At 72.5% G+C, this 13409-nt stretch carries 13 protein-coding genes; 4 read left to right on the top strand and 9 right to left on the bottom strand.

Going from position 1 to position 13409, the window contains the following annotated elements; genetic code table 11:
- Positions 1-24: 24 nt before the first annotated feature.
- Genes ACZ5DC_RS23915 through ACZ5DC_RS23905 form a run of 3 tightly spaced genes read right to left on the bottom strand, consistent with a single transcriptional unit; the run spans position 25 to position 2170 of the window.
- Entirely contained in the window at positions 25-276 is a 252-nt protein-coding gene (locus ACZ5DC_RS23915; protein WP_366754481.1) for a phosphopantetheine-binding protein, read from the bottom strand.
- A 24-nt stretch (positions 277-300) separates the two neighbouring features.
- Complete coding sequence (locus ACZ5DC_RS23910; protein ID WP_468655754.1) at positions 301-1236, bottom strand: ACP S-malonyltransferase; 936 nt, start codon at positions 1234-1236, stop codon at positions 301-303.
- Positions 1237-1273: 37 nt separating this feature from the next.
- The gene (locus tag ACZ5DC_RS23905) at positions 1274-2170 is read right to left on the bottom strand and encodes a proline iminopeptidase-family hydrolase (protein ID WP_468655752.1); all 897 of its coding nucleotides are present in this window, start codon (positions 2168-2170) and stop codon (positions 1274-1276) included.
- Positions 2171-2993: 823 nt separating this feature from the next.
- On the opposite strand from ACZ5DC_RS23905, the gene ACZ5DC_RS23900 reads away from it, so the two are divergent.
- Genes ACZ5DC_RS23900 through ACZ5DC_RS23890 form a run of 3 tightly spaced genes read left to right on the top strand, consistent with a single transcriptional unit; the run spans position 2994 to position 5738 of the window.
- Positions 2994-4226 carry a cytochrome P450 gene (locus tag ACZ5DC_RS23900; RefSeq protein ID WP_468656098.1) on the top strand — a complete coding sequence of 411 codons (1233 nt, stop codon included), beginning with the start codon at positions 2994-2996 and terminating at the stop codon, positions 4224-4226.
- A 58-nt stretch (positions 4227-4284) separates the two neighbouring features.
- On the top strand, positions 4285-5520 hold the full coding sequence (locus tag ACZ5DC_RS23895) for a cytochrome P450 (RefSeq protein ID WP_468655750.1): 1236 nt from the start codon (positions 4285-4287) through the stop codon (positions 5518-5520).
- Between the two features lie 26 nt (positions 5521-5546).
- Positions 5547-5738 (top strand): ferredoxin, encoded by a 192-nt coding sequence (locus ACZ5DC_RS23890; RefSeq protein WP_366754477.1) that lies wholly within the window; start codon positions 5547-5549, stop codon positions 5736-5738.
- Between the two features lie 78 nt (positions 5739-5816).
- Here the strand turns inward: ACZ5DC_RS23890 and ACZ5DC_RS23885 are convergent, their stop codons facing one another.
- The 6 genes from ACZ5DC_RS23885 to ACZ5DC_RS23860 form a co-directional block, all read right to left on the bottom strand.
- The gene (locus tag ACZ5DC_RS23885; protein ID WP_468655748.1) at positions 5817-6680 is read right to left on the bottom strand and encodes an SDR family oxidoreductase; all 864 of its coding nucleotides are present in this window, start codon (positions 6678-6680) and stop codon (positions 5817-5819) included.
- A complete protein-coding gene (locus tag ACZ5DC_RS23880; RefSeq protein WP_366753514.1) occupies positions 6677-7432 on the bottom strand; it encodes a thioesterase II family protein in 756 nt (251 codons plus the stop codon). Before ACZ5DC_RS23880 ends, ACZ5DC_RS23885 begins: the two co-directional genes overlap by 4 nt.
- Before the next feature lie 112 nt (positions 7433-7544).
- Positions 7545-8189, bottom strand: a complete 645-nt coding sequence (locus ACZ5DC_RS23875) for a response regulator transcription factor (RefSeq protein WP_366753513.1) — start codon at positions 8187-8189, stop codon at positions 7545-7547.
- A complete protein-coding gene (locus ACZ5DC_RS23870) occupies positions 8153-9451 on the bottom strand; it encodes a sensor histidine kinase (protein WP_468655745.1) in 1299 nt (432 codons plus the stop codon). Before ACZ5DC_RS23870 ends, ACZ5DC_RS23875 begins: the two co-directional genes overlap by 37 nt.
- Before the next feature lie 86 nt (positions 9452-9537).
- On the bottom strand, positions 9538-12048 hold the full coding sequence (locus tag ACZ5DC_RS23865; protein WP_468655743.1) for an FtsX-like permease family protein: 2511 nt from the start codon (positions 12046-12048) through the stop codon (positions 9538-9540).
- Positions 12048-12851 carry an ABC transporter ATP-binding protein gene (locus ACZ5DC_RS23860; protein ID WP_468655741.1) on the bottom strand — a complete coding sequence of 268 codons (804 nt, stop codon included), beginning with the start codon at positions 12849-12851 and terminating at the stop codon, positions 12048-12050. Before ACZ5DC_RS23860 ends, ACZ5DC_RS23865 begins: the two co-directional genes overlap by 1 nt.
- Before the next feature lie 287 nt (positions 12852-13138).
- Here ACZ5DC_RS23860 and ACZ5DC_RS23855 point away from each other — a divergent pair, with 287 nt between their 5' ends.
- On the top strand, positions 13139-13393 hold the full coding sequence (locus ACZ5DC_RS23855; RefSeq protein WP_468655740.1) for a hypothetical protein: 255 nt from the start codon (positions 13139-13141) through the stop codon (positions 13391-13393).
- Positions 13394-13409 lie beyond the last annotated feature (16 nt).

Here is a 13409-nt window from a genome sequence, read left to right as displayed (position 1 = left end):
GTGGGGTGCACGGTGGCCGTCCCGTCAGCTCGCGGTGCTCTGGAGCATGCTGTGCACGGTGTCCCACAGCACGCCGGCGGTGCGGAAGGTGTCCATGGTCAGCGCGCTGTCGCGGAAGCGGACCTGGTAGTCCTCCTCCAGCGTGCCGAGGAGCTGGACGGTGCCGAGCGAATCCAGGCCGAGGTCCTTCAGGTCGGATTCCGGCGTCAGCTCCTCCTGCGGCGGAAGGAACGGCAGGAAGGGGCGGAGTATCTGTTCGAACCGGTCGTCCCACATGGGTGCCTCCAACGTGTCGGGGGGTCAGGCGGCGCGCGAGCGGCGCCGGGGGGTCATCGCCAGCCGCGGCTGCGCGGCGACGACGTCGAACTGGCGGGTCGTGCTGGGAACCCGGCCGAAGAGGCTGTCGGGCCCGGCGACGCACAGGCGGCGGACGCCCGCGTCCTTGAGGGCCGTGGTGACGCTCGGCCAGTTCATCGCGTGGTCGAAGCCGTCGAGCAGCATGGTGCGCAGTTCCTCGCCGGTGTGCAGCAGCCTGCCGTCCTGGTCGGCGACGACGGGCAGCTCGGGGTCGGCGAAGGTGTAGCGGGACACCACCTCGCGCGCGGCCTTGTCGCGCAGGGAACGGAAGGCCGAGGCGTGCATGGGGGGCCGCATGGTGTACAGCGGGAGGCTGCCGATGGCGCGCAGCCGCTGCTGCATCCACTCCACGCGGTGCTCGGACAGGGACAGCATGTAGAAGCCGTCGTCGACGTGGCAGGAGATCTCGTGCCACTCCCCCGCCGCGTCGAGGTCGGCGAGGATCGCGTCGAGTCCGTCGCGGGGGGCGCGGACGAAGGACAGGGTGACCTTGTCCTGGTGCTCCTCGGCGAAGTACTCCTCCAGGCAGCGGGCGATCTCGGCGGTCAGCCGGACCGCGTCGGGCAGCTCCAGGGCGCCGGACCAGGTGAGGGCGGCCTTCTCGCCGAAGCTGGGCCCGGCGACGATGCCGGGTTCCACGCCGAGGTGGTCCCGGGCCCAGTGGGCGCAGGCCAGGCAGTTGACGAGGAAGGCGACCTGGGCGGCCTCGGAGTAGTCGCCCGGGGAGGTCCGGAAGGCGTCCACGAGCGAGTAGCCGAGTGCCTCGTCGGCGACGGCGACCAGGTCCCGGGCGAAGGGGTTGGCCACCATGAACCTGCCGACCTCGGCGAACGGGACGGGGCCCATGCCGGGGAAGACGAGCGCGGTGTCGTGTGCCATGGCGGGTTCTCCGCCCCCTTTCACGGACGCGTGGATGTCACAGGCTCTTGAGGAAGTCGGTCATCACCGCGAAGAACCGTTCCGGTTCCTCCAGGTGCGGGAGGTGGCTGGACTCCTCGAAGATCTCCCAGCGCGCTCCGGGGATGCCGTCCTGGTACGGCTGGACGACGGCCGGCGTGGCCTCGTCGTGGCGGCCGCTGATCAGCAGGGTCGGCGTGCGGACGCGGTGCAGGTCTTCGACGATCGACCAGTCCTTGAGAGAGCCGATGACATGGAACTCGTTGGGTCCGTTCATGGCGTAGTAGACGGTCGGGTCGTTGTAGATCTCCATGAAGGAGGACAGGAAGTCCCGGGGCCAGGGCGTCACGCGGCACACATGGCGGTCGTAGAAGACCCGCATCGCGGCCAGGTACTCCTCGCTGTCGTAGGTGCCGGCGGCCTCGTGCCGCAGCAGCGCCTCCTGCACCTCCGGCGGCAGCTCCGCGCGCAGGCGGGCCATCTCCTGCAGCCAGATCGGGTACGAGGCGGGCGCGTTGGCGATGACCAGTCCGCGCAGACCGGCCGGGGCGGTCATGGCGTGCCGGGCGCACAGGGGGCCGCCCCAGGACTGGCCGAACAGCACGTAGTCGTCGCCGATCCCCAACTGCTCGACCAGGTTGGCGAGTTCCCTCTCGAACAGCTCGACGGTCCAGAACTCGGCGCCCTTGTCAGGCAGATGGGTGGAGCCGCCGTTGCCGAGCTGGTCGTAGTGGACGACGGGCCAGCCGTCCTCGGCGAGCCGGGCCAGCGGCAGCAGGTAGTCATGGGTGCTGCCGGGGCCGCCGTGCACGGCGACGACCGCCGGGCGTCCCGCGCCGAGTTCACCGGTCACCCGGTACCAGGTCCGGTACTCCCCGAAGGGGACGGTGCCCTTCGCGCTGGGATCCGGGGACACGCTGATCACCTCTGCTCGGCTGCGGGACGTCTGCGGCGGCCGGGGACGGGACGCCGGCCGGGACCGGGAGAGCCGGGGCGGCGGGGTCCGTGCCCCTGTCCGGTCCGCGGTGCCTCTGCCCGTGTTCCGCAGCCGACGCTAACCGCCGCCGCGCCGCCGCCGGACCCCTAACCGCCCCTAGGCGGGGTCCGTCCGGGAGGGCGGTGCCTAGGGGGTCGGCGGGCGGCGGGGCGCCGGCCGTCCGCGAGCCGCGGCGTGCCCCGATGAACCGGACCGTGGGGCTCCGTGCGGCCGGTTGAGCGGCGGGGCGGGCGCCGGGACACGCGCCCCCGCCGGCACCTCCCGGCGCCCGTCGGGGGCCTGCCCACGCGGATTGCGCCCACCCTGCGGTACCCCGCCGGCGGCGAGCTCACCCACACGGAAGACGCCCGCCTTCGGCCACGACCCGCACACCACCGGAAGCGAACTCACCCCAGCCGACCGCGTCCGCCCTTGCCCACGGCCCCCACACCACCGGCTGCCGGCCCACCCACACCGACCGCGCCCACTCCCCCCAGGCCCGGTGCACCGCCCAGCGGCATGGCCGTCCACGGTGGGCGCCCGCAGCGGGTCCCGTCGCCGGGAGCCGCAGCCGTCCCCGGCCGTGGGCGGCCTCGCGCGCACCCGCATGTCACGGGCAGCGGTGCCTAGGGGCGCCTAGGGGTTGGGGCCCCGGTCGTGGCTGCCTAGCGTGCGAGGGGCGGCTGACAGCGCCGCACCGGCGCCGGGCCCGGACCCGCTCCGATACCGGCGTGTCCCGCTCCCTCCGTGCGATGAGGACATGATGACTGCACCTGCCGAACCGGCCGACGGGGCCGCGCTGCCGGAGTTCCCGATGCGGCGGGCCTGCCCCTTCAGCCCGCCGGCCGCCTACGCCGGGCTGCGCGAGACCGAGCCGGTCTCCCGGGCCCGGCTGAAGGTGAACGGCAAGCCCGCCTGGCTGGTCACCCGCCACGACCTGTACAAGAAGATCCTGGGCGACTCCCGGGTCAGCGCCAACCTGAAGCTGCCCGGATATCCCCTCCAGGTGCCGGTCCCCGAGGAGACGCTCCAGTCGGTGCCGCTGACCTTCCTCTCCATGGACCCGCCGGACCACACCGTGCAACGCCGCATGCTGGCACCGGAGTTCAGCGTCCGCAGGATGCGCGAGCTGCGCGACCGGGTGCAGCAGATCGTGGACCAGCAGATCGACCAGATGCTCGCCAAGGGCGCGGACGGTCCGGTCGACCTGGTCACCGCGCTCGCGCTGCCGGTGCCGTCCCTCGTCATCTGCGAACTGCTCGGCGTGCCCTACGAGGACCACGGCCGGTTCGAGGAGTGGGCGTGGGCCATCATGAACCACGACATCAGCGACGAGGACCGGGGCCTGGCGCACTACGAGCTGGACCGGTACGTGGACGGGCTGGTCACCGCCAAGGAGAGCGAGCCCGGCGACGACATGATCAGCCGGCTGATCGAGTTCAACCGGCAGACGCCGGCGGTGGAGCACTCCGACATCGTCAGCATGTCCAAGCTGATGCTGGTCACCGGGCACGAGACCACCGCCAACATGATCGCCCTGGGTGTGCTGGCCCTGCTGGAGCACCCCGAGCAGCTCGCCGCCCTGCGCGAGGAGCCCGAGCTGATGCCGAAGGCGGTGGAGGAGCTGCTGCGCTTCTTCTCCATCTCCGACGCGGGCACCGCCCGGGTCGCCCTGGAGGACATCGAGCTCGGCGGGGTGACCATCCGGGCCGGCGAGGGCATCCTGCCGCTGAACAACGCGGCCAACCACGACGAGCGCGTGTTCCCCGACCCCGACCGCCTCGACGTGCGGCGCGAGGCACGCAGCCACCTGGCGTTCGGCTACGGCGTCCACCAGTGCATCGGGCAGAACCTGGCGCGCATGGAGCTGGACGTCGTGTACTCGACGCTGCTGCGGCGCGTGCCCACGCTGCGCCTGGCCGCCCCGGTCGAGGAGCTGCGGTTCAAGGACGACGCGATCGTCTACGGCCTGTACGAGCTGCCCGTCACCTGGTGACACCGCGACCCCGCCCCCGTACCCCGCTCTTGTCACCGACACGTTCCGAAAGGCAGCCATGACCCAGTCCGCCGACGCCCTGCCCGAGACGGATGAGCCGCTCCAGCGGTTCCCGATGCGGCGCACCTGCCCGTTCAGCGAGCCGCGCGAGTACGCCCGGATGCGCGCGGACGAACCCGTCTCGCGCGCCGCGTTGAAGGTGAACGGCAAGCCGGCCTGGCTGGTCACCCGGCACGAGGACGTCCGCCAGGTGCTGGGCGACAGCCGGGTGAGCTCCAACCTGAAACTGCCGGGCTACCCGCACCAGTTCCACATCCCCGAGGAGATGCTGGCGCAGGTCCGGCTGATGATGCTCAACATGGACCCGCCGGAGCACACCGCCCAGCGGCGCATGCTCATACCGGAGTTCACCGCGCGGCGGGTGAGGGAGCTGCGCCCGCGCATCCAGCAGATCGTGGACGAGCACGTCGACGCGATGCTGGCGAAGGGCGGCCCGGTGGACCTGGTGACCGCGCTCGCGCTGCCGGTGCCGTCCCTCGTCATCTGCGAACTGCTCGGTGTGCCCTACGAGGACCACGCGCAGTTCGAGGAGTGGTCCGCGGCGATGATGAACCACGATCTGAGCCCGGCGGAGTACGGGGCGGCGGTGCAGGCCCTGGACGCGTACCTCGACAAGCTCGTCACCCTGAAGGAGAACGAGCCGGGCGACGACCTCATCAGCCGGTTCCTGGAGAAGAACCGCACCGAGCAGGTCGCCGACCACGCCGACGTGGTGACGATGGCCCGGCTGATGCTGGTCGGCGGCCACGAGACGACGGCCAACATGATCGCCCTGGGGGTGCTGGCCCTGCTCCAGCACCCCGAGCAGATGACGGCGCTGCGGGACGACCCCGCGCTCCTGCCCAACGCCATCGAGGAGTTGCTGCGGGTGTTCTCCATCTCGGACTCCGGCACGGCACGGGTGGCGGTGGACGACATCGAGGTCGGCGGCGTCACCATCCGCGCCGGCGAGGGCATCCTCGCCCTGAACAACGCCGCCAACCACGACGAGTCCGTCTTCCCCGACCCGGGCACCCTCGACATCCGCCGCAAGGAGGCCCGCAGCCACCTGGCGTTCGGCTACGGCATCCACCAGTGCATCGGCGCCAACCTGGCCCGGGTGGAGCTGGAGACGGTCTACGGCACGCTGCTGCGCCGCGTCCCGGGCCTGCGGCTGGCGGCCGAGCCGGAGGAACTGCGCTTCAAGGACGACGCCATGGTCTACGGCGTCTACGAACTCCCCGTCACCTGGTGACGGCCGACCCGAACGGAGTCCCCCTCATGCGTGTCACCGCCGACCGGGACCGGTGCGTGGGCTCGGGCCAGTGCGCGATGCTCAGCCCCGAGGTGTTCGACCAGGACGACGACGGCCTCGTCCTGGTGCTGCGGGAGGAGCCGGCCGCGGATCACCACGAATCGGTCCACCAGGCCGCCGACCTGTGCCCGGCGCAGTCGATCCGCGTGCACGGCTGAACGTCCGCCGGCCGCCGGTACGGCGCGGGCCTCGGAAGTGACTGTCACTTCCGAGGCCCGCGTCGTACCGGCGGCCGTTCACGGGGTGGGCCGGGGCCCCGCAAGGGACTCGGCCTGGCCGAGGAAGCGGGGCAGCCACTCCTCGTAGGAGACGCCCGCCAGAAAACCCAGGGCCGCCTCCGCGTCCTTGCCGACCACCGTGTGCAGTGCGGTGCCGGGGTCGTCGGCGGCGGCGACGACGGCCTCGGCCGCCTCCGCGCAGTCCGCGGCGCCTTCCGCGACGCGGGTGAGGAACCGGGCCAGCCAGGCGTGGTCCGCGCGGTACGGGTCGTCCCCGGACGGCTCCGCGCCGGTGGCGCCCGCGACGGACCTGCCCTGGATGCGGGAGGCGAAGCTGCCGGGTTCCAGGCACACCACCCGGATGCCGAAGGGCCGGACCTCCGCGTACAGGGCCTCGCTGAGCGCTCCCAGGGCGGCCTTGCTCGCCGCGTAGAACCCGCCGTGCGGCACGGCGAACGTCCGCCCGGCGAGGGACGAGACGTTGACGATGACCCCGCTGCCCCGGGCCCGCATGCCGGGCAGCACGGCGCGGGACACGCGCAGCGGGCCCCAGAGGTTGGTCTCCATCAGCTCCCGCGCCCGGTCGAGCGGCATGGTCTCGACGGGTCCGGTCCGGTCGATGCCCGCGTTGTTGACCAGCACGTCGACGGGCCCGTGCCGGTCCTGCACCGCGGTGACGGCGGCGGTGACGGACGCGTCGTCGGTGACGTCCAGCCGGGGGACGTCGAGGGTGAGGTCCTCGGCGCGGGCGCGGCGCAGCAGTTCCTCCGCGCCGGCGGGGTTGCGGACGCAGGCGTGGACGCGGTCCCCGCGCCGTGCGAACGCCAGGGCCGTCTCCAGGCCGATGCCGCTGCTGCACCCGGTGATCAGCACCGACGTCACGCGCGTACCGTCCACTTCGCCAGCATGCCCAGGACGTCCTGGGCATGCGCCGTCAGGTAGAAGTGCCCGCCCGGGAACACGTGGAACTCGGACGCCGCGTCCGTGTGGCCGGACCAGGCGCGGGCCTCGTCCACGGTGACCTTGGGGTCGTCGTCGCCGACCAGGCTGACGATGGGGCAGGTGAGGTTCGGGCCCGGCTCGTAGGTGTAGGTCTCGGCCGCGCGGTAGTCGGCGCGGATCGCGGGCAGGGCCATGCGGATCAGTTCCTCGTCGTCGAGGATCGACGCGTCCGTGCCGCTCAGCCGGCGCATCTCCTCGATGAGTCCGTCGTCGTCGCGCAGGTGGACCGTCTCGTGGCGCGGGCAGGAGGGGGCCCGCCGGGCGGAGGCGAACAGGGCGCGCGGGACGATGCCGTGGTCGCGTTCCAGCCGGCGGGCGACCTCGAAGCCGAGGGTGGCGCCCATGCTGTGGCCGAACAGGACCAGGGGGCGGTCCGCCCACGGCAGCAGGACGGCGGTGACCTGGTCGGCGAGTTCGCCGATGCTCGTGGCGCACGGCTCGCCGCGGCGGTCCTGACGCCCCGGGTACTGCACGGCGAGCACGTCCACGGAGGCGGGCATGCCCGCCGACACCGGGTGGTAGAAGGTCGCCGAGCCGCCCGCGTGGGGCAGGCACACCAGCCTGGCCGCCGCGTCCGGGCGGGGATGGTAGCGGCGGATCCAGAGGCTGTCCTGCTCGGTGAGCGTGGTCATGGGGGCGGGCGTTCCCTTCCTGGGCTGCGGCGCTCGGCGCGGGGGCGGTGCCCCAGCAGTCTCACGCCCGGGGCGGGGGCGGACCACCCCTACCCGCCCCAACCGGCCCTGCTCAGGCGTTGAGGTAGGCCAGCACGGCGAGCACCCGGCGGTTGCTGTCGCTCGACGGCGGCAGCATCAGCTTGGTGAAGATGTTGGAGATGTGCTTCGCCGCCGCGCCCTCGGTGATGGTGAGCCGCTGGGCGATCGCCGTGTTCGAGCAGCCCTCCGCCATCAGCTCCAGCACCTCGCGCTCGCGGGCGGTGAGCGCGGCCAGCGGCTCGTCCCGGGAGTGACTCGTCATCAACTGGGCGACCACGGCGGTGTCCATGGCCGTACCGCCGGCCGCGACGCGGCGCACGGCGTCGATGAACTGCTCGTCGTCCAGCACGCTGTCCTTGAGCAGGTAGCCGATGCCGCCGGTGCCGTCGGCCAGCAGCTCCCGGGCGTACATCTGCTCGACGTGCTGGGAGAGGACGAGGATCGGCAGGCCGGGCCGCTCCCGGCGGGCGCGCAGGGCGGCCTGGAGGCCCTCGGTGGTGAAGGTGGGCGGGAGCCGTACGTCGACGATGGCGATGTCGGGCCGGTGCTCGGTGATCGCGGCTGCGAGGTCCGTGCCGTTGTCGACGGCGGCGGCCACCTCGAAGTCGTACGCCTCCAGCAGTTGGATGATCCCCTGCCTCAGGAGGAAGAGGTCTTCGGCGAGGACAACGCGCACGGCAACTCCATCTTCATCACGGTCGGACCGCCCGGTGGACTGTCGATCTCCAGGACCCCGTCAAAGGATGCCAGCCGCCGTCGGATGCCCGCGAGGCCGCTCCCCGCCGACGCGTCGGCGCCGCCGCGGCCGTCGTCGGTGACCCGGGCGTGCAGCGTGTCCTCCTCGCGCCAGGCGACGACCTCCACGCGCCGCGCGTCGGCGTGCTTGAGGGCGTTGGCGAGCAGTTCGGACACCGCGAAGTACACGGCGGACTCGACCGGGTCGGGCAGTCTGCCGGGCAGGTCCACCACCACGGTGACGTGCAGCGGGCTGGCCAGGCCCAGGGCGCGCAGGGCGTCGGGCAGGCCCCGTTCGGCGAGGACCGGCGGGTGGATGCCGTGGACCAGGTCGCGCAGTTCGCGCAGCGCCTGCACCGACGAGGTGCGGGCCTGCCGCAGCAGCCGCCGGGCCTCCTCCGGGTCCTGGTTCATCTTCCGGTCCACGGCGCCGAGTTGGAGGCCGAGGCTGACGAGCCGCGCCTGTGCTCCGTCGTGCAGGTCCCGTTCGATGCGGCGCAGTTCGGCGGCCTGGATGTCCAGGGCGCCGGAGCGGGTCTCGGACAGGTGCTGGACGCGGGAGGCGAGTTGGGACTGGCGGGTGGGGCCGAGCAGCAGGCGGACGAAGTAGGCGAAGCCCCTGAGGACGAGCGGGCCGAGGAACAGCCAGCCGGTGAGCACGACGAGGGCGAGCAGGGCCGCGGCGAGCGCCGCCGGCCAGCTGTCGACGGTGACGAAGCAGTACCAGCGGCCGTGGCCGTCCTCCGCGAGGGGCCGCCACAGGCCGGCGGCGAGGAACAGTCCCTCCCCCGCGTAGTAGAGCAGCGCGGCCGGCACGAACCCGACGAGGCCGACGACGCAGTTGAGGAGCAGCCACAGCAGGTCCCGCCAGGTCGCGGGGTCGGCGAGGATCCACTTGCAGCGCCGCGTCCAGCCGACGATGTCCTTCTCGATCTCCTCCGGCTCGGGCCGGTAGGGCCGCTCCACCGGGACGCCGGAGCGCGCGGCGGCCCGCCGGTTGAGGTCGCACAGCCATCGCACGGCCCGGGTCAGGTAGGGCAGCGCGAGGAAGCCGATGCCGATGAGGCACAGGACGATGAAGTAGGTGGTGGTGACGAACAGGACGACCGACAGCAGCGCTCCGGAGGCGATGGCCACGCCGACCAGGGTGTCCACGGTGGCGCGGCCGAGTCGGCCGCGCCACGTGACCGGCACAGTCTTCATGTCCTCATGCTCCCATTCCCGGCCGCCCGTCACGCAGGGGCCGCCCCCGCCCGGGGGAAGCGGGGACGGCCCGGTCAGGGGGTGGCTCACGCGGCCTTCACCGTCTCCACGGCGGGGCTGCGCATGCCGCGCCAGGACGGCAGCAGCGTGGCGCCGAACACCAGCAGCAGCGATCCGCCGACGATGGCGAGGTAGATGCCGATGGATCCGGAGGGCAGGTAGGAGTCGCTCTTGACGAGGCTGTAGGGGACGATGGTCGTCGCGGAGGCGACGGTGCCGAGGACGGTGGCGACGACACCGGTCAGCAGGCCCTCGACGGTCAGCATGCCGAGCACCTGGGCGCGGGTGGCGCCGGTGAGCCGCTGGAGACCGAACTCCGCGCTCCGTTTCCGGGTGACGGACACCAGGGTGTTGACGACGGTGATCGCGGCGTACCCGACGATCATGGCGACGATGGTGTAGTTGGCGGAGACCAGGATCTGCTGGATCTGGTTGTTGCGGCCGGCCAGCGAGGAGCTGTCGTCCAGTTCGGTGCCGGGCACCCCGGCGGCCAGCGCGGCGAGGCGTTCGTGGACGCCGGCGCCGGCGCCGCGCGCGGTGCGCACGAGGATCTGGTGCGGCAGCCCGTCGCCGGTGTGCGGCGCGAGGGTGGCCGCGGGCAGCGTCAGGTACTCCTGCTTGGGGTTGTCGCGGTAGAGGGCCACGACGGTGGGGCGTACGGCGGTGCCGTCCCCGAGGTGCATCGGCAGCCGCTCGCCGACCTTCACCCCGTACTCCCGGGCCTTCTTGTCGGACAGGGAAACGGTGTCGCCGCGCAGGCCGGTGAGGGACCCGGCGACGACGGGCAGGTCCAGGCTCTGCCGCACGCCGTCGGCGGAGACGCCGCGCAGGTCGACCTGGTCCGGGCCGCCGGCGCGGTCCACGAAGCCGCGGCTGGTGACGAACTCGGAGGCCGCGGCCACCCCGGGCGTGGCGCGCACCCGGTCGACGACACCGGGCGCGAATCCGCCGGTCGTGGAGTCGAGGACGTAGTCGGCGAGGATGTTGCGGTCGTAGGAGGTCCGCGAGACGTGGTCCTCGGTGGACTGCATGTACAGGGTGCCGGTGGCGATGCCGATGAGCAGGACGATCGGCGCGACCGCGCCCGCCATGCGGACGTTGGCGGTGGCGGCGTTGCGCAGCGCCAGCTGACCGGAGAGCCCGGACAGCGCCCGTACCGGCAGGCGGAGCACCGCGACCATGGCCTTGGTGATGCCGGGGGCGAGCAGGGCGAGGCCGATGCAGAACAGCACGGAGGCGGGCCCGGCGGTGCTGGCGAGGGTGGGGCCGTCGTCCATGACGGTGGCGGTGGCGACGGCCAGGCCGATGCCGTTGGCGAGGAAGAACAGCGCGAGCAGCAGCCGCGGCACGCTGAACCAGCGGGTGCCGGCGGCGGATTCGGCCAGCGCGGCGACCGGTTCGGTGCGGGCGGCGCGCCGTCCGGCGAACCGGGTGGCGCCGGCCGCGGCGAGCACGGTGACGACGGCTCCGACGGCCATCGGCATCCATCCGGCGTGGTAGACGATCGCTGACGACACCACGCCGCTGGAGGTCAGCACCCCGAACAGCAGCCGTCCGATGGCGTAGCCGGGCAGCAGGGCGAGCAGCACGGAGCCCACCGACAGCACGGCCGTCTCGCTGAGGATCATGCGGCGCAGCTGGTGCGGGGTGGAGCCGACGGCGCGCAGCAGGGCCATCTCGCGGGCGCGCTGCTGGAGGGAGAGGCCGAGGGTGGAGGCGACGCCGAACATGACGATCAGGACGACGGAGGAGCCGAAGACGGCCGCGAGGATGACGACGGTGCGCTGGCTGGCGAGGGTGCCGGGCAGTTCGGCCAGTCCCCGGCGTTCGCCGGTCAGCACCTCGGCGTGGTCGCCGACCTCGGCGCGCACCGCGTCCGCGACCGCGGTGACCGGTGTGCCGGGGTCGGGCAGCACGCCGATGGAGTCGATCCGGCCGCCGGCGAGGGCGCGGGCCTCGTCGTCCGTGAAGAACACGGCGGCGTCGGGGTTGCGGTCGCCGTGCTGTTCGGCGACGCCGCTGACCAGGAACCGGCGGGGCGTGCCCTGGACGACGATGTCGACGGCGGACCCCGGGCGCGCGCCGGCGCGCCGGGCGAGGTCCGCGTCGAGGACGACCTCGCCGCCGGCGACGGGGGTTTTACCGGCGGCGAGGGTATAGGGGGTGAGCCGGGCGGAGGCCCAGCCGTGGCCGTACGAGGCGGACTTGCCGGTCACCGGCTTGCCGTCCTTCAGGACGGTGGCCGGGACGGACACGTCGCCGACGGCCGTGCGGACGCCCTGGACCCGGGCGACCTCGCCGACGAGGCGGGGGTCGATGCGGTGACGTTCGGTCAGGGCGGTTGCGTCATAGGTCTGTTCACCGGTGACGACGACCGGTGCGCCGTTCAGGCGCTGGGGCTCGGCCGCCATGCGGACGCCCGTCTCCATCAGGCCGCCACAGCCGATGACGATCGCGGCGCCGAGGAACATGGCGAGGAAGGTCGCGATGAAGCTCGTCCGGCGGAACTTCAGGGTGCGCAGTGCCAGGCGCCACATCAGTACCGACCTCCCGAGGGCTGCGCGGCGTTCTGCCGGTGGGTGTCGTCCTCCCAGGCGCCGAGCCGGGTCATCCGGGCGGCGACGGCGTCGGCCGTCGGCCGGAGCAGTTCGCCGGCGAAGGCGCCGTCGGCGAGGAAGACCACGCGGTCGGCGTAGGAGGCGGCCACCGGGTCGTGGGTGACCATGACCAGCGTCTGGCGGGCGGTGTCGACGGACTCGCGCAGCAGGCCGAGCACGGAGGCGGCGGTGCGGGTGTCGAGGGCGCCGGTGGGCTCGTCGGCGAAGACCACGGCGGGGCGGGTCACCAGGGCGCGGGCGATGGCGACGCGCTGCTGCTGCCCGCCGGAGAGCTGGGAGGGCAGGTGCCCGAGCCGCTCGGCCAGGCCCACGCGCTGCACGACGGTGCGGATCAGGTTCCTGTCGGGCCGCTGTCCGGCCAGTTGCAGCGGCAGGGTGATGTTCTGCATGACGGTGAGCGCGGGCAGCAGGTTGAACGACTGGAAGATGAAGCCGATCCGGTCGCGGCGGAGCTTGGTCAGCCGGGTGTCGTCCAGGCCGGCGAGGTCGGTGCCGCCGACGGTGACCGTGCCGGAGGTGGGCTGGACCAGTCCCGCGGCGCAGTGCAGGAAGGTGCTCTTGCCCGATCCGGACGGTCCCATGACGGCGGTGAAGGTGCCGTCGGCGAAGCTCACGGTGAGCCCGCGGAGCGCCGCCACCTGGCTGTCTCCTCGGCCATAGGTCTTCGACACGGCATCCAGCCGTACCGCCTCCGTCCGGCGGAGGTCGTGTGAAGTGTGCACGGGGGCTCCCCTACGAGATTTCGCTTCTCACGCGGTGTCTGGGGACCAGATTAGGAACGCCGGCCCCGCGGCACATTGGCATTGTCCGGCCAGTTCGAGGTAGAGGTTTCTCTACCTCGAAGCGGCAGGTTCCGACGGGTGTCCACCAGCTTTGTGCAGCGATGCCGTCACCCTTGTCCGCATATTTGACTTCCCTTCGAAAGGGCCGGTTGCCACCCGTGTCCCGGGGCTTGCGCACGGGTAACGTCGAAACCGTCCGCAGAAATCCACGGAAGATGGGAAGTCCCATGGCCACGAGGCCTGACCACGAACTGACCGCACAGGTCCGGCCCGACGGATATTTAGAGCTCTTCTCCCGGCGCACCGGCAAGCGGCACCGATGCGGCCCACGCGGCACGACGATGTGGCTGGCACTCCAGCGAAGCGGCTGGCAGCCGGAATCGGCCGCCGACGAAATCGCCGTGCAATTAGGTATCGATCCGGCCAGTATCCAATGCGATATCCACGCGTGGTTGGCGCATTTCCGCGAGGCCGGTGAGTGAAGGAAAATGGGGGCGC

The sequence above is a fragment of the Streptomyces sp. NPDC031445 genome (genome assembly GCF_055581365.1).
Note: the sequence above shows the minus strand (reverse complement) of the source record. Positions and strands in the feature narration are given on the sequence as shown.